This window comes from Pseudarthrobacter sp. Pseusp20 (assembly GCF_059492155.1).
This window is the reverse complement of record NZ_CP168521.1, coordinates 3317260-3341386: the sequence shown is the minus strand read 5'-3', so window position 1 is coordinate 3341386 and position 24127 is coordinate 3317260. Positions and strand designations below refer to the sequence as shown.

Here is a 24127-nt window from a genome sequence, read left to right as displayed (position 1 = left end):
GCGCTAGACACCGTTGTCATGACAGCGGGCAAGAGGTGGGAACGGACCTGCAGAACCAGCCCCAGCCGGCCTGCGGCAACGGTTGTTGGCTGCGCCGAACGCCCTTCCGGGCTACCGCAAACTTTCGGTGCGCGCCCTAGGCTTGAGGTATGCCCCCATCACGCCATCCGGCGGAACTGAGCCCGAAGAGCGAACCCCACCGGCGGCTTGCCATACGGCCTTACGCCCGCGCCGTGGCCCAGGTCTTGCGGGTCAGTTTCCGTGCATCCCCGGGCGCGGTGATCATGAAGGTGCTCGGCTCGCTGATCTCGGCCGTTCTTCCCCTGGTCACCACCTACTTTGCGTCCCTCACCACCACCGCGCTGGCCGCAGCCTACGCGGGCGACGCCGGAGCCGGACGCGTTGCGATCGTCTACGTCATTGTCACCGCGGCGCTGGGACTCTTCTGGGGCGCCTTCAACAGCGTTGACCGGTACATCCAGCAGTTGATGAGCTTCAAGGTGGGCGCCATTGTGGGCGACCAGATGTATCAGCGCTTCCTCGCCCTCGAATTCTGGCGCTATGACGACAAAGAAACCGTGGACCTCTACGACCGCGCCAAACGGTTCTCCGACTCCTATGCAAGGGTCCTGGACCGCATTGCCGCTATCTTTACGCAGCTCATCTCGGTCATCCTGGCCATCGGCGCCCTGCTGTTGGTCAGCTGGTGGATCGCCGTGATCGTCCTGGTGGCAATCGTGCCCAGCGTGTACCTGCAGTTCAAGCTGTCCAGGGAACAGATTGCGCACTGGAACACGCAGGTGGACTCACGCCGCCAACGCCGGATGATTGAAACCAACCTCCTCCGGCCGCAGCACATTGCCGAGATGCGGCTGTATGGCATTGTCGGTTTCCTCATGGACCTACGCTCCCGGCTCCGGGACGCAGACGAGCGGCGGCGCCTTGACTACCAGCGGCGCTACATCCCCAAGCAGCTGGCCGCCGATGCACTCCAGTACGGTGCGGAGGTGGTGTCGCTGATCTGGGTGGTGGGTCAGATCATTGCCCGTGCCCAGCCCGTGGGCCAGTTCCTCTATGTGCAGCAGATCGTCAGCCGCGCCCTGTCCACCGCAAACAACCTGGTGTCCTCCTTGAGCTCCATTGATGAAGACCTCGCCAACCTGAAGGACTACGAGTTGTTCATGGCAATGCCGGTTCACTCGGAGCACGCGCCGCCGTTGCTGGCAGCGCCGAAGGAAGTCGAGCTGAAGGACATCCGCTTCACGTACACCGGCAGTGACATCGAAGTGATCAGGGGCATCAGCCTGACCATCCGCCAAGGCCAGCACATTGCCATCGTGGGGGAGAACGGTGCCGGCAAGTCCACGCTGATCCGCATCCTGGCCGGCCTTTACCGTCCGGACTCCGGCCAGGTGCTGCTCGACGGCGTGGACCTCGCCGCCGTCGACGTCACCTCCTGGCACCGCCACCTGGCGGTGCTGAGCCAGGAGTTCCTGAAATACGAGTTTGCCACCGCGGCGGAGAACATCTACTTCGGCGACGTTGACTCGCCGCGGGACGATGACCGCATCCGCAAGGCGGCTGCGGATGCCGAGGCGCTCGACTTCATCAATAAGCTGCCCAACGGCCTGGACAACCACGTCAGCAACTGGATGGAGGACCCGCGCGGCCGGAAGGGCAGCGGCCTTTCCGGCGGCCAGTGGCAGCGCCTCGCCATGGCCAGGAACTTCTACCGGGACGCGTCCTTCATGGTAATGGACGAGCCCACCTCCGCCATTGATGCCCTGGCCGAACACCGCATCTTCACCCGGCTCTTCGCGGACCGCAGCAGCACCATCATCGCCATCAGCCACCGGCTTGCCACCATCGAGAAAGCCGACATCGTGTACATGCTGGAGGACGGCGAAATCGTGGAGCAGGGCACGCACAAGGAACTGGTGGCCCTGCGCGGCAGGTACTTCAGGATGTTCGAATCCCAGCTGACGGTAGAGGAACCTACAGCAAACTAGGCCTCCACTATGGTGGTGCGCACCCTCGCGACACTGGGCCTGGGCGGGACGCTGCTGAAACCGAAGGTCACGGCGGGCCGGATGGGGGCCAGCGCGCCGGCGTCGGCGCCTTCCCATGAAACGACGGCGGAGGTCACGTGGTGCAAGTCCGTCACCCCGTAAAACTCTGCCCTGCCGCTGCCCGCCGTGCCGTAGGTGCGGGCACCGCGGGCTGCCAGGGCGGCCAGCGGACTGACTGCGGAGAGCCAGCGTGGATGGACTGCAAGTCGCCTGGGAAGTGCCTTCAGCGCGGAACCGAGGTAGGTCCTCGCCCCGGTGACTGCCTGGATTGCCAGCGGCCCGGCGTCGACCGCCAACGCGCCGCCGGACAGTCCGGCAGCAACGTCCACCATGCGCACCTCATCAAAGCTGTAGGTCGACGCTATGAAGCCGGCAACGTCGGCGGACGGCGCAAGCAGCAGGCGGTGACCTGAGGGTTCCTGCACCATGACGTCCGAGAAGGTCCCGAAAGGGGACTCCTGCCACATGCCAACCACCGCGCGCAGTCCGGATGTGGTGCCAATGCCGGCGATGTGCCCGTCGAAGATCCAGCGTCTGCCCATCATGCCACTGTAGCCACCGGCCGGGACCAACGGGGCTGCTGGGATAACCTAGAGCAGTGACTTATGAGATCGAGATCGGCCGTGGCAAGCGTGGGCGTCGTGCCTACTCCCTGGATGACATTGCAATCGTCCCCAACCGTCGCACCCGCGACCCCAAGGACGTTTCCGTCTCCTGGCAGATCGACGCCTACCAGTTCGACATGCCGGTGATCGCGGCCCCGATGGACTCCGCCATGTCACCGGCAACGGCCATCGCGCTGGGCAAGCTGGGCGGACTGGGCGTCCTTGACCTCGAGGGACTCTGGACCCGGTACGAGGATCCGCAGTCTGTTCTGGATGAAATCGCTGCGCTCCAGGACGAAACCAACAGCCCAGCCGTCACTGGCAGGATGCAGGAGCTGTACCGGGCGCCCATCCAGCCGGAACTCATCACGTCCCGCCTCGCCGAGATCCGCGAGGCCGGCGTCACCGTGGCCGGATCGCTCACCCCGCAGCGCACCCAGGAGCACTACAAGACGGTCGTGGCCGCAGGCGTCGACATCTTCGTCATCCGGGGCACTACCGTCTCCGCCGAGCATGTCTCCAAGAACCACGAACCGCTGAACCTGAAGCAGTTCATCTACGAACTCGACGTCCCCGTCATCGTGGGCGGGGCGGCCGGCTACACCCCGGCGCTGCACCTCATGCGGACCGGCGCGGCTGGTGTGCTGGTGGGCTTCGGGGGCGGCGCAACCACCACCACGCGGCGCGCCCTGGGCATCCACTCGCCCATGGCGTCAGCCATTTCCGACGTCGCGGCCGCCCGCCGGGACTACATGGACGAGTCCGGCGGCCGCTACGTGCACGTCATTGCCGACGGCGGCATGGGCACCTCGGGTGACATCGTCAAGGCCATCGCCATGGGCGCCGACGCCGTCATGCTGGGCAGCGCGCTGGCGCGCGCCGAAGAGGCACCCGGCAAGGGCTGGCACTGGGGCCAGGAGGCGCACCACCTGGAACTGCCGCGCGGTGACCGCGCCAACGTCGGCACCGTGGGTCCGCTGGAGGAAGTCCTCTTCGGGCCCGGCCACCACACCAACGGCACGTCCAACCTCATTGGTGCGCTGCGCCGCTCCATGGCGACCACCGGTTATTCGGACCTCAAGGAATTCCAGCGGGTCGACGTCGTCGTATCGCCCTACGCAGGGAACTGACGCGTTGGACGGGGCAGGGTGGGCGCCGCCCACCCTGCCCAAAGCACGCCGCCAGCAAGTAGTGTGGGTTTACAACCGGCACTAGAGGCACTGGAGGCGTTCAATGAAGAGTGTTCCTGCAAACGGCGGAGCCCTTGGCCCCGAAGCCAGGGAAGCATCCATCCAGCGGTTGCGCGCCACGTCCGAACCCGGCCGGGAACTGGACATCCTGATCGTCGGTGGCGGCATCGTCGGAGCGGGAGCCGCTTTGGACGCCGTGACCCGGGGGCTGAGCGTTGGCATCGTCGAGGCAAGCGACTGGGCTGCCGGCACGTCGTCACGGTCTTCGAAACTCATCCACGGCGGCCTGCGGTACCTGGAGATGCTCGACTTCGCCCTGGTCAAGGAGGCCCTGCAGGAACGCGGGCTGCTGCTCTCCGAAATCGCCCCGCACCTTGCCCGCCCGGTGCCCTTCCTGTATCCGCTCACCAAGCCGTTTGTCGAGCGGCCTTACGTGGGCGCCGGCATCGCGCTCTATGACCTCATGTCCATCTCCAGCGGACACAGCCGCGGCGTGCCGTTCCACAAGCACCTGAGCAAGCGCGGCACCCTGCGCGCCGCCCCCAGCCTGAAGAATGATGCCTTCGTGGGATCCATCCGGTACTACGACGGACAGGTGGACGACGCCAAATACGTGGCAAACCTGGTGCGTACCGCTGCGTACTACGGCGCCCACGCCGTGAACCAGATGGCGGTGGTGGACTTCCTGCGCGAGGGCGAGCGGGTGGTCGGAGCCAAGGTGGAGAACCATGAGGACGGGACGCAATTCAGCATCCGGGCCAAGCAGGTCATCAACGCCACCGGAGTCTGGACGGACGAAACCCAGGCCATGGTGACCGACCGGGGCCAGTTGAAGGTCCGTGCCTCCAAGGGCATCCACCTGGTGGTTCCCCGCGACCGCTTCCAATCCACCGTGGGCCTGATCCTGCGCACGGAAAAGTCGGTGCTCTTTGTCATCCCGTGGGGACGGCACTGGATCATCGGCACCACGGACACCGACTGGCACCTGGACAAGGCCCACCCCGCGGCCTCAAGCAAGGACATCGACTACGTCCTGGAGCACGTCAACCAGGTGCTCAAGCGCCCGCTGACCAGGGAGGACGTTGAAGGGGTCTATGCCGGACTCCGGCCGCTGCTTGCCGGTGAAAACGATTCAACCGCCAAGCTGTCCCGCGAGCACGTTGTGGCACACCCTGTCCCCGGCCTGGTGGTGGTGGCCGGCGGCAAGTGGACCACCTACCGGGTCATGGCCAAGGATGCGGTGGACGAGGCCACCCGCACCATGGACGAACGGGTCCCGCCGAGCTGCACGGAAACCATCCCGCTGCTGGGCGCCAGCGGCTTCCGTGCGGCCTGGAACCGGCGGAACCGCACCGCGGAGGAATCCGGGGTCCATGTGGCACGGATCGAGCACCTGCTCAACCGGTACGGCTCCATGACGCCCGAGGTGCTGGCCATCATCGAGCAGAACAAGGAACTTGCCGAGCCCATCCCGGGAGCGGATGACTACCTGCAGGCGGAGGCGGTCTATGCCGCAACCCATGAAGGGGCCCGCCACGTGCAGGACGTCCTGACCCGGCGGACGCGCATTTCCATCGAGGCCTGGGACCGCGGCGTGTCCGCTGCCCCTGTTGTCGCTAAACTGATGGGTGACGTCCTTGGCTGGAGTGACGCGCAGCGTGAAAACGAGGTCCGCCACTACATTGCCCGCGTGGAAGCCGAACGCCTCAGCCAGCAACAGCCGGACGACGAATCCGCAGACGCCGCCCGCCTGGGCGCGGAAAACATCGTGCCCTTGCGCTGAGGGGCCGTTCGCCCTGCACTGCTGACAGAAGGGATACGCCTTGGCGGAACCACTGGACCCGTATGACGCCCACCTCACCACTGCCGACATGGTGATCCTGGAAATGGAAGCGAAGGACAAGACCGACGCCACCACCCAGTTGGCGGAACGGCTGCACGCAGCCGGGCGGATCTCGGATCTTGACGGGTTCCTGAAGAACGTCAATGCCCGCGAGCACCAGCTTGCCACGGGGCTCCCGGGCGGCATCGGGCTGCCGCATGCGCGCAGCGAGTTCGTCTCCCAGACCTCGATCGCGGTGGGGATCGCCAAGTACGGCCATGCCCTGGACTTCGGCGCCGCCGACGGTCCGGCCACGGTGATCCTGCTGATTGCCACCCCCGCCAGTTCCTTTTCGGACCACCTGGAAGTGCTGGCCACCCTGGCACGGTCGCTTTCCAAGGAATCCTTCCGCGAATCGCTGCGGCGCGCCTACGACGCCGAAGTGATCGCCGAACTCATCAACTCCAGCCTGGTGTTCTTCGACCACTAGGTCCGCCCGGACCACCAGGCCCGCGTGTCCGCCCTTTCCAGGTCCGGGCGTCCCCGGCGTTTAGTTGTTCTACAAGAGTACGAAGTACGGTTAAGACGTGTGGAAAACAGCCCTCAAGCCCCGATGGATCGCAGGCTTTGTCTTCGCGATCGCGCTCTCCGGGGTCTTCGTGCTGTTGAGCCAATGGCAGTTCGGCCGCTCCACCCAACCCGAAGTGCCCGTTAATCCGGCCACCGAACAGGTCCAGCCGCTGACAAGCACGCTCCAGCCTGGCGAGTTCTTCCACGGCAGCGTCGCGGACCAGATGGTCACTGCGCAGGGAACGTACAGTGCGGACAAACAGGTCCTGGTTCCCGGCCGGCTCCATGACGGAAAGAGCGGCTACTGGGTGGTCTCGGCCTTCGCCGTGAACGGCGCCCCCACCCTGACCGGAGCCGCCGCAACACCGCAGACCTGGATCCCCGTGGCACGCGGGTGGGTGGCGGAACCGCAGGACGCGGCAGCACCGCCGTCGGGCCTTGTTGAACTGACCGGACGCCTGCTGCCGTCCGAGGCGCCGGTGGCCGGGAAAGCGCCGAAGCCGGGGGAGGCCTCGGCTGTGTCCGTGGCGGAGCTCATCAACTACTGGGACGTGAGCAGCTACCCGGGCTTCGTGTCGGCCACCGCAGAGGTGGTGGGCGGCCAGGACGTGAGTGCCGCGGCCGTACCCGGCAACCTCTTGCCGCTGGACATCGGCCCCCAGCCGCCGGCACAGCACATCAACTGGCTCAACCTCTTCTACTCCATCGAGTGGGTCGTCTTCGCCGGCTTTGCCCTCTTCATCTGGTGGCGGCTGGTCAAGGACGACTACCACCGGGACCTCGAGGAGGCCCTCGATGACGCCGAAGGTTCCGAGCAGGACGAACCGCACGAACCGCACCAGCTTCCCCCGCACCAGCCTGACCAGCACCAGCAGCCTGACCAGTCCCAGCAGAAGGTACAGCCATGATTGATCCGAAACCGGCCACCCCGTCCCCGCAGGCTCCCGGCGGCAAGACGTCCGGCAGGAAGCGCCGCTTCGGCGGCACCGAGGCCCAGATCCGGTCGGCCCTGAAGTTCTATAGGGTCATGGCCTACCTCACCGGCACCATGCTGCTCCTGCTGTGCGCTGAACTCGTGGCCCGGTACGGCTTCGGGCAGTACCTGTTCGCCGGCGGCACCAACGCCGTGACCGGCCAGCCGTTCGGTTTCGGGTTCGCGGACGCCGAGCCGCCGGGAGTACTGAACGGCGTGAACGTCTCTGTTACGGTCCTGATCGTGCACGGCTGGATGTACGTCGTCTACCTGATCTCCAACTTCCGCTTGTGGTCCCTGATGCGCTGGCCCTTCCTGAAGCTGGTCCTGCTGGCCCTTGGCGGCGTGGTGCCGTTCCTGTCCTTCATCGTCGAGAAGAAGTTCCACGCCGAGGCGGAGGCCGAACTCGCTGCCAACCCGCAGGCTCCGCAGCGGTACTAGCTGTACTGCCCAGGGACGTTGGTTCGGTGAATGTGATGACTCGCTGGAGTCGTTGAGCCAAAGGTGAGGACCTCCGGTTGCACAGTGGAGTTGCTTAGACAACCGCTGCAGCGACCAGGAGGTCCTCATGTCCCACGCTAATGCCGCTTTGACTCCGCGCCAACGTTTACGCGTCGCGCGTCTGGTCGTTGACCACGGCTGGCCGGTATCCCGGGCTGCCGAGCAGTTCAACTGCTCCTGGCCGACCGCGAAACGGTGGGCGGCCCGTTACGCCGCGATGGGTGAGGCCGGTATGGCTGATAGGTCCTCCCGCCCGTACCGGGTGGCCAACCGGACGCCGCAGCAGCTGGTGCGCAAAGTTGTGCACCTGCGCTGGAAGCAACGGCTGGGACCGGTCGCGATCGGGGCGAAGCTGGCCATGCCGGCCTCGACCGTGCACGCGGTCCTGGTCCGGTGCCGGCTGAACCGCCTGCATCACGTGGACAAGCGCACCGGAGAAGTCATCCGCCGCTATGAGCACGTGACTCCCGGAGCGATGATCCATGTGGATGTGAAGAAGCTCGGCAACATCCCCGACGGCGGCGGCTGGCGCTACGTCGGGCGGCAGCAAGGCAAGCAGAACCGTGCTGCGACTCCGTCAAAGCCGCGCAGCAGACACCGTAGCCCGCTGATCGGGACCGCCTACGTACACACGGTCATTGACGACAATTCACGGGTCGCCTACGCGGAGATCCATGGCGATGAAACAGCGGCCACCGCAGTAGCAGTCCTGCAAAGGGCTGTGTCCTGGTTCGCTGCCCGCGGCGTCATCGTGGAACGGGTTCTCTCTGACAACGGGGCGGCCTACAAATCACATCTCTGGCGGGACACCTGCCAAGAACTGGGGATCACGGCAAAGAAGACCCGGCCATATCGCCCGCAGACCAACGGCAAGATCGAACGCTTCCACAGAACCCTTGCCGATGGGTGGGCATTCAAGCGCTTCTACGCCACGGAATCAGCCCGCAGAAACGCCCTCCCGGCATGGCTGCACCACTACAATCACCACAGGCCCCACACCGCAATCGGAGGCCACCCGCCCATCAGCCGCTTAACCAACCTGCCTGGGCAGTACAACTAGCCCTCCGGGCTGCCGGCCGCTGAGGTGCCTGGCCCCTCGCGGCGGCCGCCCGCCGTCGTACGTCTGCTCCGTCACAGCACGGCGTCTCAAGGTGCGCCGGTGCAACGGCGCCAAGTAGGCTATTACGGTGACTACTCCCACTGCATCCCAAACTTCCCAGAAGCCGGTGCTGGTTGTTGATTACGGTGCCCAGTACGCGCAGCTGATTGCCCGCCGCGTCCGGGAAGCGAATGTGTATTCGGAAGTGGTTCCGCATACCTACACCACCGAGCAGCTCCTGGCCAAGAATCCCGCCGCCATCATCCTGTCCGGCGGACCTTCCAGCGTCTATGCCGACGGCGCCCCGAGCGTGGGTGCCGACCTCTTCGAAGCCGGCGTCCCCGTCTTTGGCATCTGCTACGGCTTCCAGGCCATGGCCAACGCCCTGGGCGGCAAGGTGGACAAGACCGGCCTGCGGGAGTACGGATCCACCGAAACCACCATCCTCGGTGACAGCCGCTCGGTGCTTGAGGGCATGCCCCAGCACCAGAAGACCTGGATGAGCCACGGCGACTCCGTCCACCAGGCGCCGGAAGGCTTCGAAGTCCTGGCGACGACGGCGGGCGCGGAGGTAGCTGCCTTCGCCAACGAGGAAAAGGGTCTCTTCGGCGTGCAGTGGCACCCGGAGGTCAAGCACTCCGCCTACGGCCAGCAGGTGCTGGAGAACTTCCTGTTCAACTGCGCCAAGCTCGAGCCCAACTGGACCACCGGCAACATCCTGGAAGAGCAGGTGGAACGCATCCGCCAGCAGGTGGGGGATGCACGGGTCATCTGCGGCCTCTCCGGCGGCGTGGACTCCGCAGTGGCGGCAGCCCTGGTCCAGCGTGCCGTAGGCGACCAGCTCACCTGCGTGTTCGTGGACCACGGACTCCTGCGTGAAGGCGAAGCGGAGCAGGTGGAGCGCGACTTCGTGGCCGCCACCGGCGTGAAGCTGTACGTCGCCAACGAACAGGAACGCTTCCTCTCGGCCCTGGCAGGCGTCAGCGATCCGGAAACCAAGCGCAAGATCATCGGCCGCGAGTTCATCCGCGCCTTTGAGGAAGCCGAACTGGCCATCATCGCCGAGGCCGCTGCCCACGGCGAGAAGATCAAGTTCCTGGTCCAGGGCACCCTGTACCCGGACGTCGTCGAATCCGGCGGCGGCGAAGGTGCCGCGAACATCAAGAGCCACCACAACGTGGGCGGCCTCCCCGAGGACCTGCAGTTCGAGCTCGTTGAGCCGCTGCGCGCCCTGTTCAAGGACGAGGTCCGCGCAGTGGGTGCCCAGCTGGGGCTGCCGCAGGAAATCGTTGGCCGCCAACCGTTCCCCGGCCCCGGCCTGGGCATCCGGATTGTCGGCGAAGTGACCAAGGAGCGGCTGGACCTGCTGCGCAAGGCAGACGCTATTGCACGCGCCGAACTCACGGCAGCCGGCCTGGACAACGAGGTCTGGCAGATGCCCGTCGTCCTGCTGGCGGACGTCCGCAGCGTGGGCGTCATGGGCGACGGCCGTACCTACGGCCACCCCATCGTGCTTCGCCCCGTCTCCTCCGAGGACGCCATGACGGCCGACTGGTCGCGGCTGCCCTACGATCTCCTGGCCCGGATCTCCGGCCGGATCACCAACGAGGTGGACGGCGTCAACCGGGTGGTCCTGGACGTCACCAGCAAGCCGCCGGGAACCATCGAATGGGAATAGCATCCTAAGTGGCCGGCCTCCGCCAGCGGGGGCCGGCCGCTGCTTTTCCCGGATGAATCCCGGCAATTTCCCGTGCTCCAGTGTTGCGGTCGCTCAAGTCCGGCGCCGAAGCGGCTACTCTCGAATCTATGCCGGTATGGTCCAGGACGTCACGTGCAAGCGCAGAAAAGAAGGCAGAAGTGTCAGTTGGTCAAGGCCACCCGGAAGGCTCGGAAGAGCTTCGCAAATGGCTGTCCGGGCTTAAACCCGTTACCGGCGCGGACACGATGCTGCGCTTCACCAAGACACCCGAAGGCTCCATCGACCTTACGTCGGCACACCCCTCCGGGCTCGCCCAGCTCATGGCCGGGCGCCGCACACGCCTGTCCACCCTGATCCGTGACCGGCAGCAGTATGTGGTGGCGGCCCGCGCTTCGCGCAACATCCGGTCCAAGATCTTCGAGCTCGCCAACGACCGCGGCATCGATGCCGGCTACCTGTCCGCCGGCACTGTGGTGTGGACGTCAGCCGTCGGCGGCAAACCCCAGCGGGTGTCCGCTCCGGTCATGCTGACCGCCATCTCCCTCACGGTACGGCCGGGGGAGGACGACTTCGAACTGCAGCTCACCGAGCAGGCGCACATCAACCCGGCCCTGGTGCGGCACCTGAAGAACATCCACGGGATCGTCTTTGACGTCAACGCCGTGACCCGCCTCGCCTACAGCACCGCCCGGTTCGACCCCCAGCCTGTCCTGGACCGGCTGGCCACCCTGATCCGGCCCATCCACGGCGCGGAAACCCAGCACAACCTGCTCGTTTCCACGTTCGCCGACCTCTCCGGCAACCTCGACGATCCCTGGATCAACGACTCCCATCCCCTTGTGTCCGCGCTGGCAACTGCTGCCGGCGGCGAAGTGGTGGACGTGGAGGAACCCGACCCCTCCCGCTTCCCCCACCTGGACAACAGGCACCCCAAGGACGAGTTGCTGCTGCTGGATGCGGACACTGACCAGCAGTACGTCGTGGACGCGGCCCGCGCCGGAGACTCCCTGGTGGTCAGCAGTCCGCCCGGCACCGGGCAGACCCAGACGGCCATCAACACCATCGGTGCCCTGGTGGACGCCGGCAAGACTGTCCTGGTGGTGGGCGACCGCCGCGCCAGCCTCAACGAGGTCTCCGGGCATCTGGAGTCGCTGGGGCTGGAGTCCATCCTGTTCCAGCTCTCCGGAAACGTCACGGCGCAGCAGCTGAAGGGCCAGCTGCTCCGGGCGATCGTGCGCAACGAAAAATCACTGGAACCCCAGCTCGGGAACCTCCACAACACCCTGGTGGAACACCGGCACGCCCTCATGGACCACGTGGCGTCGCTCCACAACGTTCGCGAGCGTTGGGGCTGCTCGCCCTACCAGGCCATGCAGTCACTCGCGGAGCTCACCTCCATCCACCCCGCGCCCGCCACCACCGTCCGGCTCAAGCGCAGCGTCCTGGACAGTATCCGGGACCGTGAGGAGCTGGCCGGCAGGCTCAGGCGCGCCGCGGAACTGGGCAGCTTCAGTAAGGCGGCCACCACCAGCCCCTGGCACGGGGCCCGGCTGCTGACCCGCAAGGAGACGGAGGAAGCCCAGGACCTGGTCCGCTCCGTCGCCAAGAGCCTTCCCCTCCTCCGCGACCGCATGGACGCCGTTGCGGAGCACGCCGAAATCCGCCTGGGCGAATCATTCGCCGAGTGGGGCGAGCAGCTGGAACTGCTGGTCGCCGTCCGCGGAAGCCTGGACAAGTTCACCCCGGACATCTTTGACCGGCCCGTGACGGACCTAATTTCCGCCACCGCGCCGTCCGCCTGGCGGCGTGAGCGCGGCATCGAGCTGACTGCCATGCAGCGCTCAAGGCTGCGCCGGGTCGCCAAGGAATACGTGCGCCCGGGCGTCCACATCGCAGACCTGCACTCATCCCTGGTGCTGGTGCAGGAGCAGCGCGCCCTGTGGGCGGGCTACGCCACCACGCAGCGGCACCCCGCCGTACCTTCCGGCCTGGCCGAAATGATTGCCATGTACCGGTCCCTGGACGGCGAACTGGCACAGCTGGGTGAGGCGCTGCGGCACACGGAAGGCGGCGGCTCGCTGTCCACCGTTCCCTACGCGCGGCTGATGGAACGCCTGGAGCGCCTGGTGGCGGACACCGACACGCTTAAGACCCTGCCCGAGCGCACCCTCCTGGTCGAGAACATGCGCGAACACGGCCTGGGCGAGCTCCTGGCCGACCTCGCCGAGCGGGAAGTCCCGGAGGGATCCGTTGCCGCCGAGCTGGAGCTGGCCTGGTGGCAGTCCGCGCTTGAGGCAATGATCAGCGGTGACGACTACCTGGCCATGTCCGACGGCGACGCGCTGCGCCAGCTTGAGGCAGAGTACCGGCTGGCGGACAACGCCCACGTTGCCAGCGGCGCCGCCCGACTGCGGTGGGACCTGGCGGAACGGTGGCGCACAGCCATCGCTGCCCAGCCCCGCCAGGCCGACCTGCTGCGGAGCCTGCTCAAGGACGGCCGGGTCTCCCTGCCGGCCCTTACCGCACAGGCTCCGGACCTGATCGGCACCCTGGTTCCCGTCTGGTCTGTCAGCCCGTACCTGATGACGGGCCTGCTTCCGGCGGAACAGCACTTCGACGCCGTCGTGATCCTCGATGCGGAAGCCACCTCGCTTCAGGCTGTCCTGCCGGCAATCGCCCGTGCACGGCAGGTGATTGCCTTTGGCGACTCGCGCATTGCCACGCCGCGGACCTTCACCGTCGGGGTGGAACGGCTGGCGCCCGGCGAGTCGGCCCACCACCGGGTGGAAAGTGCCTTCACGGCATTGTCTGCCGTGCTTCCGGTGTGGCGGCTCAACGTGGTGTACCGGGCGGTGGACGAGGACCTGGTCCTTCAGCTGAGCAAGAACTTTTACGACGGCGGCCTGCGCCGGCTGCCGGAAGGCCAGTCGGCCACGGGGCTGGACCGGTCGCTGCTGGTGGAATACCTGCCGGACGGCACGGGCCTGCCCAGTGCCGGCGACGAAGGCGTGGAGTCCGTGGTGGCCGAGGTCAACCGCGTGGTGGAGCTCGTCTTCGAACACGCCCGCCTGCGCCCGCGAACGTCGCTGGCAGTGGTTACCGCAAGCCTGCGGCACGCCGCCAGGATTGGTGAATCCATCAGGCTCCAGCTGTCCAACCAGCCGGGCCTGGCCGGCTTCTTCGGCGCCGGGCCGGAATCTTTCCGGGTAGTTGACCTTGAACGCGCCCAGGGCCTGGTCCGCGACCACGTCATTTTCTCGCCCGGATTCGGGCGGACCCCGCACGGCCGCGCCCTGCACAACTTCGGGCCGCTCTCCGCGGAGGGCGGCCGGGAGAAGTTTGCCCTGGCCATAACCCGGGCGCGCCGTTCCATGCACGTGCTCACCTGCTTCCGGCCGGAGGACCTGGACCACACCAGGCTCACCCACGGGGCGGTGGATCTTTATACGCTGCTGGACCGGGAAATTTCCGGCAACACCGATCTCGGGACTCCCGCGTCCCGTGCCGCGGCCAGCGAGCAGGCGCTGGGAGCGGACCCGCTGGTAGCGGACCTGGGGGACCGGTTGCGGGCCCGGGGCGCCAGGGTCTGGCACCAGTACGACGGCGCCATCGACGTGGTTGCCGCGGCGGATCCCCTGAACACCATGGGCCAGGACGACCCCGACCTCCCGCGGCCCGTGGCCATCGAATCCGACGGCACGGCCCAGTACCGCACCATGAGCGTGCGTGAGCGCAGCAGGCTGCGGCCGCAACTGCTGGAACGCCTGGGATGGCGGTACATGCCGCTGTGGACCATCGAGGTCTTCACGGACCCCTCGTCCTGCGCGGACCGCATCGCCGGTTACCTGGGACTTGAGAAGATGGTGCTTCCGGGCCGGACCACGTCCAGCACAGGATTCCTGGACGATGACTTCAACCACGCACTTCACGGAATTGATGGGGCGCCTGCTGCCGGTGTTTCCTACCTGCCTTCCGAGGCTGTCAGCCAAGGCCGGCGCGCCCAGGGGACAAGGGAAGCGGGTACCACGACGAGAGAAGACCGGCCTGGGAAAGACAGGCCCGAGGAAGACATGCGCCAGAACGAGAACAACACCCGGAACACGAACGACCTGAACAGGAACGACGACCTGGATAAGAACGGCGGCTCGAACAGGAACGACGACCTGGACAAGAACGGCGGCGCGAACAGGAGCGGGGCCGCAGCCGGAACTGACCGCGGTGCCGCTCCCGCGGATTCCGCAGCGCCGGTGCCTTCTCCGGGGGCGCGGCCGGCAGCGGCGGGCACCGACGAGATCCTCCCGAGCAAGGCGGCGGAAGACGACGCCCGCAGCTGGGGTGACCGGGAGGACGATCACGATACCTGGTTGAAGGAACAGAAACCGCCGCACTGGGGCTGACCAACATCATCCGGGCCACGCTTGAGGTCAGGGCGCCCCGACCAGGACGAAGAACAGCCTGCCCTGGGTGGAGGCGCCGGCCAGGCGCAGTGATTGTTCGGCGGTGGCTGCCACCACGATCAGTCCATCGGTCTCGGTGGTGCCGAGCCATTGACCCCCTTGGCCGCCGTTGTTCGAGGTCCACAGCACCGGGACGGCAGACGCCAGGACCTCAGAGGGACCCTTCTGGTCGAACCCGTTGGCTGATGTCAGCACAATGTTGACCAGCTGGCCGGGGGAGACCAGCTGGATGGATGAGGCATCCGCCATCCGCAGGGGAACCGCGGCCGAACCGGGGGGCGTCCCTGCCAGGAGCCCGGGGCCCAGCAGCTGGGCGTCGGTGAGGAGCTGGCCCTTCCGCAGCGGCGCTGCGAGCTGCTTGCCTGCGGTTGCGGATCCATCCCGGAGGAAGCCGTCGGTCACCATCCCGGGCGGCACCTGGACCTGGGCCAGGTCTGCTGCCGTTACCGTTGTTCCCGCGGGCAGATCCCGGGCAGCGGCCAGCGCCGTGACGGTGGTGAGCGGGGCGGGAGTGAGTTGCTGGACAGCGATTGCTGCAGCTGCGCACAAGAGCAGGGCCGCTACGAGGCGTCGGTTGCGGCTTAGCCAGCCGGCAAACCGCGAGTGCAGGGGACGCCGTCCGGGGCGGCGGGGGATGTTACGGGCACCTGCAGCATGGACATGGCCGGGGAACCGGAGACCGTCGCGGCGACGTCGGAAGAGTACTGGCATGCGCCCACGCTAGGTGACGCCAAAGCGGCACGGGAGCCCGGACGGCGGCTATGTGGACAAAGGCGGCCGGACGCAGGGAGCGTCCGGCCGCCGTCGTAAAGTCCTGGGCTGCTTAGCTGGCGGCCGCTGCTGCCGGCGCCGACGCGGCGGGGGTGGCAGCGGGCGTCGCTGCGGGTGCGGGGGAGACGGAGCTGCCCTTGGAATCGCGGGAATCCGTGCGGTAGAAACCCGAGCCCTTGAAGACGACACCGACGCTGTTGAACTTCTTGCGCAACGTGCCCTCGCATTCCGGGCAGGACGTCAGGCTGCTGTCCGAGAACGACTGGACAATGTCGAAGGCGTGGCCGCAATCCTTGCAGGCGTAAGCATATGTTGGCACTGGTGCTCCTCCTCTTGGGCAAACGAGAGGTCCCGTGCTGCCACCGGGTAAACCGTTAGCAGTCGCAGGGCCTGAGTGCTAATTCTATCACTGTGCCCGAATGGACGGGCTCAGGCGCTGCCCGCCAATGGCCGGTATCCGGACGGGGCCAGGACGGCCGGGACCGGTCGGTCGAACTTCTCGGCCGGTATCCGGCCGGCGGGCAGCAATTCGTCATCGTAGATAACAGCGGCCAGGGGAATTTCCTTCCCTGCCGTAGCCAGGTGCCCCAGGAATTTGTCGTAGTAGCCTCCGCCCTGCCCGATCCTGTTGCCGGCGAGGTCCACTGCGGTGGCCGGAATAAAGAGCACCGCTGCGCCACCGGCCGTTTCCGGCCCGTGACGGTGCCCCGTGGGCTCCAGGATTGGTGCATATTTGCTGCGCTCGAAGCTGGTCTCCGGCGTCCAGAACACCCAGCTCAATTCCCGGCCTTCCTCGCACACCGGAAGCAGTACCTGATGGCCGCTGCGATGCAGGGCGTTGATCAGGGGCAGGGTGGGCGGTTCGTGTCCCACGCCAAGGTACACGCAGGCTATCGAGGCGTGCTTCCCTGTGACCGTCCCCGCCCATGCTTCCCCATGGACGGCCAGGGCCGCGCCGGCAGCTTCGAGCTGCGCCGGCGTCAGCGCTGCCCGCCGCCGGCGGTGGGCGGCCCTGATGCCGTCCTTGACTGCGTTGGTCTCCTGCAGCATGGTGTCCTTCCTGCAATGCCCCGTATTGGGAGGTTCTTCCCGCACCGGCACGGGCTTGCCGCTCCGGTGGTTACTGAAATGCTTGACGCTGACGTTAGATTAGACCGGTGAACACCAGTAACCCCAGAGTCCGCAAAGCCGTCATTCCCGCCGCGGGCCTGGGCACCAGGTTCCTGCCAGCCACCAAGGCGATGCCCAAGGAAATGCTCCCCGTCGTGGACAAGCCTGCCATCCAGTACGTGGTGGAGGAAGCCGTCCACGTGGGCCTCCACGACATCCTGATGATTACCGGCCGCAACAAGCGGGCCCTGGAAGACCACTTCGACCGCGTGCCGTCCCTTGAGTCAACGCTCGAGGACAAAGGGGACACGGAGAAGCTGGCGTCCATCCAGGCGGCCAGCCAGTTGGGTGACATCCACTACGTCCGGCAGGGCGACCCCCACGGCCTGGGCCATGCGGTGCTCCGCGCAAAACAGCACGTGGGTGACGAAGCCTTCGCCGTCCTGCTGGGAGATGACCTGATTGACGCCCGCGACGAACTGCTCAGCACGATGATTGACGTCCAGGCCAAAACCGGCGGGTCCGTCGTCGCCCTGATTGAAGTGGAGCCGTCGGAGATCAGCGCCTACGGCTGTGCGGACATCCAGGACATCGACGGCGAAGACTACGTCCGCGTCAACCGGCTGGTGGAAAAGCCGTCACCCGAGGAAGCGCCCTCCAACCTGGCCCTGATCGGGCGTTATGTCCTGCACCCCGCCGTCTTCGGCGTCCTTGAACACACCGAACCGGGCCGGGGCGGGGAAATCCAGTTGACGGATGCCCTCCAGGAACTTGCCTCCGGTGATGGTGAAGGGCACGGGGTGTACGGGGTCGTGTTCCGGGGCCGGCGCTACGACACCGGCGACAAACTCAGCTACCTCAAGGCCTGCATCCAGCTCGCCATCGACAGCGACGACCTGGGCCCGGGCCTGCGGGAATGGCTGCCAGGTTTCACCTCGGACCTTTCCCGCTAGCGCCATGCGCAGTGGTCCCATCTGGCCGGTCACCCTGGAGTGCGGCGACTTGGTCCTGCGGCCCATCCGGTACCGCGACAAGAATGAATGGATGGAGGTGCGCTCGCGCAACAGTGAGTGGCTGCAGCCGTGGGAGGCCTCCAATCCGGATCCGGGCGGTGGGCTGCCCGATTACCGGCACATGGTCCGGTCGCTCAAAGTGCAGGCCGCGCAGGCCACAGCTTTGCCCTTCCTTATTACCGAGTGGAGGCCGGGCCTCAGCAGCCCCGCCATCGTGGGCCAGTTGACCGTGTCGTCAATCGTGTGGGGTTCGGCCATGATGGCAACCCTTGGCTACTGGGTTGACCAGGCACGGGCTGGACGGGGGATCGCCCCCACCTCCGTGGCGTTGGTGACGGACCACTGCTTCAGGACCCTCGGCCTGCACCGGATGGAAATCAATATCCGGCCCGAGAACGGACCCAGCCTGCGGGTGGTGGAAAAGCTGGGATTCCGGGACGAGGGGTACCGGCCCCGTTTCCTGCACATCAACGGCAAATGGGCCGACCACCGTTCCTTCGCCCTCACCGCGGAAGAAGTCCCGGAGGGCCTGCTGGGCCCCTGGCTGGCCTCGCGCCGGTCATAAATCCAACGGTTTGCCAGAGGGGGCACGACACACCGGGGCTAATGCGGCCTGAGCAGGCATGATGCTCATACGGTTTTGAGTGTGGACTTCCCCCTTAGCAGCTCAGTGATCCTCGTGGTTGCCGTCGCGCTCTGGATTGTATGGGTTGCCCCTTACGTCCTCCGGAACCGCCGGCACCAGTTCCAGCCTGCCGTCGACTTCCTGGCAGACGCCCCCGCCGATGAGGGGCCGGATCCGCACGCCGGCCTGGTCTTGAACGTCGCCGCCCAGCAGGAGAAAGCCATGGAACCCAGGAAGAGTCCGGCACCCGGTGCCGGCGCTGCCAGCACCCCGCCTCCGGCCCGGCTCCGCATCCGCTACGGCCGGACCGCGCTGGCCCTGGTGGGGCTGCTCTCCCTTGTCACGGCATTCATTTCCGGGATCCTGGCTGCCTTTGGCATCGGTTCGCCTGCCCTTCCGATCCTGTGCACGGTGCTGACTGTCGGGTCGGTGGCGCTGCTGCGTATGCTCGCCGTCCGCGACCGCAAGGCAAAGGTCAATGCTGCGTTCCGCTCGGCCATGAGTGCGCCTGCACGCCGCCCGGAGACGGCCGACGCGATTCCCCCAAAACCTGAGGCCGCCCCCGCGCGGCCGGACAGCCCGCTTTTCGATGCCGAGGCAGGCCAGGCCGGGATCAAGCGGCTCACGGCAGTTGAGCTTCGTGAAGCAGCCCTCGCCGTCGCGGTGGCTGCCGGCGATACCAGTGCTGCAGAGGCGGCCCCGGCCACTCCGGCGGGAACCCCTTGGGAGCCGGTGGAAGTCCCCAAGCCCGTTTACGTGGACGCAGCCAAGGCAAAGCGCCCGGAGCCGCAGCCTCTTGAACTTCCTGAGGCGCCCAAGGCAGTTGGCAAGCCGTCCCTGAAGCAGGGCGCTGCCGGGGTGCAGGCAGCGGAGTCCGCGGAAGCACAGCAGGTGGCCGATCAGCAGTTGACCAAGGCGCAGAGCGCGCTGAGCAACCTCGACGACGTTCTTCAGCGCCGGCGCGCGTAAAGTTTGGGCGGCGCGCCTTGGAATCCCGCGGCCGGCCGGAGCGTCAATTGGCGTTGGGCCGGGAAAATTTGTAGCCTAGGGACACCGGTTCCGCACCATCCTGGAACGCCTTGCAGGTTGCGGCCGATTCCGGGGCTATAGCTCAGTTGGTAGAGCGCTTCGTTCGCATCGAAGAGGTCAGGAGTTCGAATCTCCTTAGCTCCACCATTTGCAGGCGTGTTGCCAGAGCCAGAACACCTGGTTTGCCTTCCTTTTCAAACGCAGGTGCCCACCGCCGGGGCGATTCCTGTCCGCGGGTGGACTCCGCGGATCCTTCCCTCGCTCGTCCCTTCCCGTGGCCCTGATGCAACGAGCCGCTTCCGCAGACCGGGCAAAGGGCGCCAACCTGGGCGAACTGCTGCGCGGAGGCTTTCCGGTGCCGCCGCATACGCTGGGCGGGCGCCTCACGGAAGCCGGTGTCCTGGCCGGGCCCACGGATGTCACTCACCTGCGCTTCGAGGAACTTGCGGCAATGCCCGACGGCGGGGCGTTGCCGCCGGCGGAGAAGGAGCGGCACCGCCGGCGTGTGCTGGCCCGCGCCGCCAAACGCAGTGAGCTGGAAGGTAGGTCCGCAACCCGCACCCTCGTGAACGGGCAAACAGTGGTGGTGGACGGAACCGCGGGACGCGTTACCGTTCCCATAGGCAAAACGCCCCCGGATGCAGGCCCGATCGGATGGGTGGGGGCCTAGAGTGGGCCTCATGGGAATCATCATCGGACTTCTTGTCCTCTGGCTCATCCTGTCCATCGTCGGCTTCGTCGTGAAGGGCCTTCTCTGGCTCGCCATCATCGGCCTGGTCCTCTTCGTCGCCACCGGCGTCTGGGGCTGGCTGAAGCGCAGAACCAACGCCTGACCGTCACCGCCTGCCCGGACCGGCTGTCACCGGCCCGGGTGGGCGGTGGGCGTTAGCGGTCGAAGGACCCTGTCTTTTTCCTCCTGCCGGCGTGACCCTTGCTCCATGAGCCTCACGAAGAAGGAAGGGCACCCCCCACAGCTGGCTCCGCCGGTCGTGCGCAACTTTGCCATCAACCGTGCCCTGCACCCCGACCGCCCATGGATCCGGGCCACCCGGATCAGCGTCGGTCTTGTCGTGCTGGCCGCAATCGTGCAAAAGACCTTCGACGCCACCCTGCCCGGCAACGACGTGGATGTCCCGCAGCTGTATTCGGAATTCACTGTGCAGGGAAATCTTGTCTTCGGGCTTGTCCTGATCATTTCAGGGGTGCTGCGGCGACGCCGGCCGCCGCTGTGGTGGGACCAGATGTTCGGCGCGCTGGTCCTGTACATGGTCATGACGGGCATCATCTACATCGTGCTCGTGGCTCCGCCGGAAGAGCCGTGGTGGACATGGGATTTGTATTGGCCGCAGGTTGCCCACCACCGCCTGGCCCCGCTGGTGGCGGCGCTTGACTGGATTCTCGTCACCCGGACGGTCCGAGGTCCCTGGTGGCGGCCCCTTGCCTGGCTGGGCTACCCGGTGGCCTTCCTTGCGTTTTCGTGGATCCGGGGCGGCCTTGACGGATGGTACGTGTACGACTTCCTTGACCCAACCCTCGATGGCGGATGGGTGAGGGTGCTGGGTTCCACCGGCCAGGTTCTGGTGGCATTCCTGGTTGTTTCCCTCATGGTGCACGCGGTGGGCAATATGCGGGTGGCGCTGGCCACCGGACGGCTGCCCGCGACGGTGATCCCGCCCCGCTAGATCCAGCCCTTCCTCTTGAAGATGCCGTACATAAGGCCGCCGGCAGCCACCATGAGGAGCAGCGCCAGGGGGTAGCCGAAGGACCAATGGAGTTCGGGCATGTTGTCAAAGTTCATGCCGTAGATCCCGGCCACGAATGAGGGCGCAAACAGGATGGCCGCCCAGGACGAGATTTTCTTGACCTGTTCGTTCTGCTCGGCGCTGGCCTCGTTCTGCCGGTTGGCTGTCAGTGTCCCGTCCAGGGTCAGGGCGTTCTGCAGCAAGTCCCGGAAGGAGTCCGCCCGGGAAATCACCCGCTCAACGTGGTCTTCCACGTCACGCAGGTTATGCCGCAGCTCGCTTTCCACTTCGTACTTCTCGAAGCCGCGCTTCAACTGGTCCAGCATCTCGGGCAGGGGGTGGATGGCGCGCTGGAACTGGATGACCTCCCGGGCCAGTTCGTAAATGCGGCGGGACACGGAGGAATCGCCGCTGAACAGCTGGTCCTCGATCTCGTCAATGTCGTTTTCCAGCCCCGCCACCACCGGGGCGTAGTCATCCACCACCCGGTCCAGCAGGGCATACAGCACCGCTTCGGGCCCGTGCCGCAGGAGATCAGGCCGCCCCTCCAGCCGCTGCCGCACCCTGGCAACGCCTGCCGTTTCCGCATGCCGCACCGTCACCACAAAGTTCTTGCCGGTGAACACGTGGAGTTCGCCGAATTCCACGGTTTCGTCCTCGTCCACGTACCGGGCGGGCCGCAGGACGGTGAAAAGGTTGTCGTCGTAACGCTCCAGCTTGGGCCGCTGGTGGGCCGAAACGGCATCCTCCACTGCGAGGGCATGGAGTCCGAACTCGCTGGCCACGGCCGCCATTTCCTCCGCCGTGGGCCGGTAGAGGCCGATCCATGCCATGCCGCCATGCAGGGACAGGGTCTCAAAGGTCTGCTCAAGACTGTCGGGCTCTGCATGGCGGACGCCGTTGACGTAGACGGCGTTATCGATGATGGTCATTCAGGAAATCCTAGCCGCCGGAGCTGCGGCACTGCTCAGGCCGCTGATGAGGGGCTCGGTCCGGTAGGGGATATGGGTGTGCAGGGCCAGCACGGTCTCTGTCCGGATGACACCCTTGATCCGCAGGACCTGCCGCAGGGACGACTGGAGGTTGTGGGTGTCCGTGGCCACCACCCGGCACCAGACATCGCCGCGGCCGGAGATCTCGTGGACTTCCAGGACCTGCGGGATGAGCCGCAGTGCTGCCACGACGCCGTCCAGCTCCCGGTGGGAGACCTCAATGGTCACAAAGGCCACCACGTCATAGCCCACCGCCTCCAGGTCAACCTCGCGCCCGCCCGGGCGCAGCACCCCGCTGCGCAGCAGGCGGCGAACCCGTGACTGGGCCGTGTTGCGGGCGATGCCCAGGGACTCGCCCAGCTCACCGATCTGGATGCGGGGATCCCGGATGAGGGCCAGCAGGATCTTCAGGTCCGTGGGGTCCAGTTTGTTCAAGATCGTCACTCTCCATCATTCGTGGAACCATAAGTTGATGATTTTGCTCAATTATCCCTGCAAGGTCGAAAGATATGGCGCAGCGGTACCGCATTCTTGAACCATCACAGTTGTATCCGCGCCGGGCTCCCACAAGGACCACCCGCCGCGGCGACCCCTAAGGCGGCACAATGACGGTCTTCAGCGAACTGCGCATGCGCCCGGCCACGGCCAGCGGATGGAATGCCACCACTACGGCGCGGCTGGTGATTTCCGGCGCGGTCATCTTCATGCTCCTGGTGGGCGCCAACCTTGCCACCCCGCTGTACCCCCTGCTGCAGGCCAACCTCGGGCTGTCCAGCCTCGACGTAACGGCGGCTTTCGCCAGCTACGTCCTGGCCCTGGTGGGGACGCTGCTGCTCGCCGGGCACTGGTCGGACCATATCGGCCGCCGGGCCGCCCTCCTGGTCGCTGTCCTGACCGGACTGGCGGGCGGCTGGATCTTCGCCGAAGCGGGCACGCTGGCTGCCCTGTGCGCCGGACGGGCGCTCCAGGGAATGGCCGTTGCGCTCGCCACGGGGGCCAGCGCGGCAGCCCTTCGCGAGCTGCTCCCGTCCCGGCCGGAGTGGGCATCGCGCTTTACGCTGCTGGCCTCCTCGGGGGGCGTAGCGGCGGGTCCCGTCATCGGCGGACTGCTGTCGCTGCTTCCCGGTGCCACCACGGCTCCGTACGTCGTCCATTCGCTGTTGCTGGCCGCGCTCCTTGTCCCGCTGTACCTGATCCGCGCACGCCCGGCCATCATGGTGCCGGCAGTGTCCCGCCCGCTGCACGTCCTTGCCCCGCGCCGTCCCTCCGTTTCACGGCAGGCGAGGGGCGCTTTCTGGCTGGCGTCCGGCGTCGGCTTCCTGAGCTTTGCCGTGTTTGGCTTCTCCCTGTCACTGGCCCCGGGCTACTTCGCGCAGGTCCTGGGCACGGACTCCCGGCCACTGATCGGCGTGCTGGCCGGCCTTCCGCTGGGGGCGTCAGCCCTGAGCCAGCTGGTGACCCTGCGCGGGCGCCTGGCCGTGCCTGCGGGGCTGGCCGTCCTGGGCGTCTCCGTCATCCTGCTGGGAGCCGCCGGCGCATGGCACAGCCCACTGCTGCTCGTTGGGGCTGCCGTTACCGCCGGCCTGGGGCAGGGCATGGCCTTCCGGATGGTTTTCAACGAGGTGGCGGGCAAGGTGGAGCCGGCACGCCACGCGCAGATCATCAGCACCGTGTACGTCATCACCTACCTGGGCAGCGCCGTGCCGGTCCTCGGCCTGGGCTGGGCCAGCGCCGTGTTCGGAATGGCGGCAGCGGTGCAGGGATTCGTCCTGCTGTGCGGCTCGGCGGCACTCGCCCTGTCAGCCGTCACCCTCACCGCTTCCATCAAAGCAACGAAACAGGGGTCCGTCTGAGCCGGGT

The 24127-nt window shown here is 66.6% G+C and carries 22 protein-coding genes and 1 tRNA gene; 17 read left to right on the top strand and 6 right to left on the bottom strand.

Translation table 11 applies throughout. The annotated features are described in order from the left end of the window. Positions 1–149: 149 nt before the first annotated feature. Entirely contained in the window at positions 150–2009 is a 1860-nt protein-coding gene (locus tag ACEN9K_RS15390; RefSeq protein ID WP_056394172.1) for an ABC transporter ATP-binding protein, read from the top strand. On the opposite strand, the gene ACEN9K_RS15385 is transcribed toward ACEN9K_RS15390, so the two are convergent. Continuing rightward, positions 2006–2611 (bottom strand): hypothetical protein, encoded by a 606-nt coding sequence (locus ACEN9K_RS15385; RefSeq protein ID WP_144600002.1) that lies wholly within the window; start codon positions 2609–2611, stop codon positions 2006–2008. The two genes, ACEN9K_RS15390 and ACEN9K_RS15385, sit on opposite strands and share 4 nt — an antisense overlap. A 56-nt stretch (positions 2612–2667) precedes the next feature. On the opposite strand from ACEN9K_RS15385, the gene ACEN9K_RS15380 reads away from it, so the two are divergent. The 8 genes from ACEN9K_RS15380 (at position 2668) to ACEN9K_RS15345 (ending at position 14925) form a co-directional block, all read left to right on the top strand. Next, positions 2668–3804 carry a GuaB3 family IMP dehydrogenase-related protein gene (locus tag ACEN9K_RS15380; protein ID WP_018769221.1) on the top strand — a complete coding sequence of 379 codons (1137 nt, stop codon included), beginning with the start codon at positions 2668–2670 and terminating at the stop codon, positions 3802–3804. Positions 3805–3907: 103 nt separating this feature from the next. Next, complete coding sequence (locus ACEN9K_RS15375) at positions 3908–5647, top strand: glycerol-3-phosphate dehydrogenase/oxidase (protein ID WP_056394166.1); 1740 nt, start codon at positions 3908–3910, stop codon at positions 5645–5647. 40 nt (positions 5648–5687) lie between these two features. Then, the gene (locus ACEN9K_RS15370; RefSeq protein ID WP_056394163.1) at positions 5688–6176 is read left to right on the top strand and encodes a PTS sugar transporter subunit IIA; all 489 of its coding nucleotides are present in this window, start codon (positions 5688–5690) and stop codon (positions 6174–6176) included. A 97-nt stretch (positions 6177–6273) separates the two neighbouring features. Next, entirely contained in the window at positions 6274–7164 is an 891-nt protein-coding gene (locus tag ACEN9K_RS15365; protein WP_056394160.1) for an SURF1 family protein, read from the top strand. Further along, positions 7161–7670: a DUF3817 domain-containing protein gene (locus ACEN9K_RS15360; RefSeq protein WP_056394158.1), complete on the top strand. Its 510-nt coding sequence runs from the start codon at positions 7161–7163 to the stop codon at positions 7668–7670. Before ACEN9K_RS15365 ends, ACEN9K_RS15360 begins: the two co-directional genes overlap by 4 nt. 127 nt (positions 7671–7797) lie before the next feature. After that, on the top strand, positions 7798–8790 hold the full coding sequence (locus ACEN9K_RS15355) for an IS481 family transposase (RefSeq protein WP_495634614.1): 993 nt from the start codon (positions 7798–7800) through the stop codon (positions 8788–8790). Positions 8791–8917: 127 nt separating this feature from the next. Continuing rightward, positions 8918–10507, top strand: coding sequence for a glutamine-hydrolyzing GMP synthase (gene guaA, locus ACEN9K_RS15350; RefSeq protein WP_056394155.1), 1590 nt, complete (start codon positions 8918–8920; stop codon positions 10505–10507). A gap of 128 nt (positions 10508–10635) precedes the next feature. Further along, positions 10636–14925, top strand: a complete 4290-nt coding sequence (locus ACEN9K_RS15345) for an AAA family ATPase (protein ID WP_495634613.1) — start codon at positions 10636–10638, stop codon at positions 14923–14925. A 27-nt stretch (positions 14926–14952) separates the two neighbouring features. On the opposite strand, the gene cpaB is transcribed toward ACEN9K_RS15345, so the two are convergent. From cpaB to ACEN9K_RS15330, 3 genes are all read right to left on the bottom strand, one after another. Next, on the bottom strand, positions 14953–15696 hold the full coding sequence (gene cpaB, locus ACEN9K_RS15340; RefSeq protein ID WP_495634612.1) for a Flp pilus assembly protein CpaB: 744 nt from the start codon (positions 15694–15696) through the stop codon (positions 14953–14955). A 112-nt stretch (positions 15697–15808) separates the two neighbouring features. Next, positions 15809–16075 (bottom strand): FmdB family zinc ribbon protein, encoded by a 267-nt coding sequence (locus ACEN9K_RS15335; RefSeq protein ID WP_018769229.1) that lies wholly within the window; start codon positions 16073–16075, stop codon positions 15809–15811. Positions 16076–16185: 110 nt separating this feature from the next. Then, a complete protein-coding gene (locus ACEN9K_RS15330) occupies positions 16186–16806 on the bottom strand; it encodes a 5-formyltetrahydrofolate cyclo-ligase (RefSeq protein ID WP_488315848.1) in 621 nt (206 codons plus the stop codon). 107 nt (positions 16807–16913) lie between these two features. Between ACEN9K_RS15330 and galU the strand changes: the two genes are divergently transcribed. The 7 genes from galU to ACEN9K_RS15295 all read left to right on the top strand — a co-directional run bounded on the left by galU (position 16914) and on the right by ACEN9K_RS15295 (position 21215). Continuing rightward, a complete protein-coding gene (gene galU / locus ACEN9K_RS15325; protein ID WP_018769231.1) occupies positions 16914–17819 on the top strand; it encodes a UTP--glucose-1-phosphate uridylyltransferase GalU in 906 nt (301 codons plus the stop codon). A 4-nt stretch (positions 17820–17823) separates the two neighbouring features. After that, positions 17824–18444 (top strand): GNAT family N-acetyltransferase, encoded by a 621-nt coding sequence (locus ACEN9K_RS15320; RefSeq protein WP_018769232.1) that lies wholly within the window; start codon positions 17824–17826, stop codon positions 18442–18444. Positions 18445–18549: 105 nt separating this feature from the next. Further along, complete coding sequence (locus tag ACEN9K_RS15315; RefSeq protein ID WP_144600058.1) at positions 18550–19473, top strand: hypothetical protein; 924 nt, start codon at positions 18550–18552, stop codon at positions 19471–19473. A 131-nt stretch (positions 19474–19604) separates the two neighbouring features. After that, positions 19605–19680 (top strand) — tRNA-Ala (locus ACEN9K_RS15310). Positions 19681–19816: 136 nt separating this feature from the next. Beyond that, on the top strand, positions 19817–20203 hold the full coding sequence (locus ACEN9K_RS15305; RefSeq protein ID WP_155845557.1) for a hypothetical protein: 387 nt from the start codon (positions 19817–19819) through the stop codon (positions 20201–20203). 10 nt (positions 20204–20213) lie between these two features. Continuing rightward, positions 20214–20366 (top strand): hypothetical protein, encoded by a 153-nt coding sequence (locus tag ACEN9K_RS15300; RefSeq protein WP_018769235.1) that lies wholly within the window; start codon positions 20214–20216, stop codon positions 20364–20366. 105 nt (positions 20367–20471) lie between these two features. Beyond that, complete coding sequence (locus tag ACEN9K_RS15295) at positions 20472–21215, top strand: Pr6Pr family membrane protein (RefSeq protein WP_223992190.1); 744 nt, start codon at positions 20472–20474, stop codon at positions 21213–21215. On the opposite strand, the gene corA is transcribed toward ACEN9K_RS15295, so the two are convergent. Both corA and ACEN9K_RS15285 read right to left on the bottom strand, forming a co-directional pair. Continuing rightward, on the bottom strand, positions 21212–22207 hold the full coding sequence (gene corA / locus ACEN9K_RS15290) for a magnesium/cobalt transporter CorA (protein WP_018769237.1): 996 nt from the start codon (positions 22205–22207) through the stop codon (positions 21212–21214). The genes ACEN9K_RS15295 and corA overlap by 4 nt on opposite strands. After that, positions 22208–22702 carry an Lrp/AsnC family transcriptional regulator gene (locus tag ACEN9K_RS15285; RefSeq protein WP_026265759.1) on the bottom strand — a complete coding sequence of 165 codons (495 nt, stop codon included), beginning with the start codon at positions 22700–22702 and terminating at the stop codon, positions 22208–22210. Positions 22703–22872: 170 nt separating this feature from the next. Between ACEN9K_RS15285 and ACEN9K_RS15280 the strand changes: the two genes are divergently transcribed. Further along, positions 22873–24120, top strand: coding sequence for an MFS transporter (locus ACEN9K_RS15280; protein WP_134163748.1), 1248 nt, complete (start codon positions 22873–22875; stop codon positions 24118–24120). Positions 24121–24127: the final 7 nt, after the last annotated feature.

Bases quoted from the DNA above. Each gene is read 5' to 3' on its own strand.
- ACEN9K_RS15360 (WP_056394158.1), top strand. From the start codon at position 7,161: ATGATTGATCCGAAACCGGCCACCCCGTCCCCGCAGGCTCCCGGCGGC.
- ACEN9K_RS15355 (WP_495634614.1), top strand. From the start codon at position 7,798: ATGTCCCACGCTAATGCCGCTTTGACTCCGCGCCAACGTTTACGCGTC.
- ACEN9K_RS15305 (WP_155845557.1), top strand. From the start codon at position 19,817: ATGCAACGAGCCGCTTCCGCAGACCGGGCAAAGGGCGCCAACCTGGGC.
- ACEN9K_RS15320 (WP_018769232.1), top strand. From the start codon at position 17,824: ATGCGCAGTGGTCCCATCTGGCCGGTCACCCTGGAGTGCGGCGACTTG.
- ACEN9K_RS15300 (WP_018769235.1), top strand. From the start codon at position 20,214: ATGGGAATCATCATCGGACTTCTTGTCCTCTGGCTCATCCTGTCCATC.
- ACEN9K_RS15345 (WP_495634613.1), top strand. From the start codon at position 10,636: ATGCCGGTATGGTCCAGGACGTCACGTGCAAGCGCAGAAAAGAAGGCA.
- cpaB (WP_495634612.1), bottom strand. From the start codon at position 15,696: ATGCCAGTACTCTTCCGACGTCGCCGCGACGGTCTCCGGTTCCCCGGC.
- ACEN9K_RS15385 (WP_144600002.1), bottom strand. From the start codon at position 2,611: ATGGGCAGACGCTGGATCTTCGACGGGCACATCGCCGGCATTGGCACC.
- ACEN9K_RS15330 (WP_488315848.1), bottom strand. From the start codon at position 16,806: ATGCTGCAGGAGACCAACGCAGTCAAGGACGGCATCAGGGCCGCCCAC.
- ACEN9K_RS15280 (WP_134163748.1), top strand. From the start codon at position 22,873: ATGACGGTCTTCAGCGAACTGCGCATGCGCCCGGCCACGGCCAGCGGA.
- ACEN9K_RS15295 (WP_223992190.1), top strand. From the start codon at position 20,472: ATGAGCCTCACGAAGAAGGAAGGGCACCCCCCACAGCTGGCTCCGCCG.
- ACEN9K_RS15390 (WP_056394172.1), top strand. From the start codon at position 150: ATGCCCCCATCACGCCATCCGGCGGAACTGAGCCCGAAGAGCGAACCC.
- ACEN9K_RS15375 (WP_056394166.1), top strand. From the start codon at position 3,908: ATGAAGAGTGTTCCTGCAAACGGCGGAGCCCTTGGCCCCGAAGCCAGG.
- corA (WP_018769237.1), bottom strand. From the start codon at position 22,207: ATGACCATCATCGATAACGCCGTCTACGTCAACGGCGTCCGCCATGCA.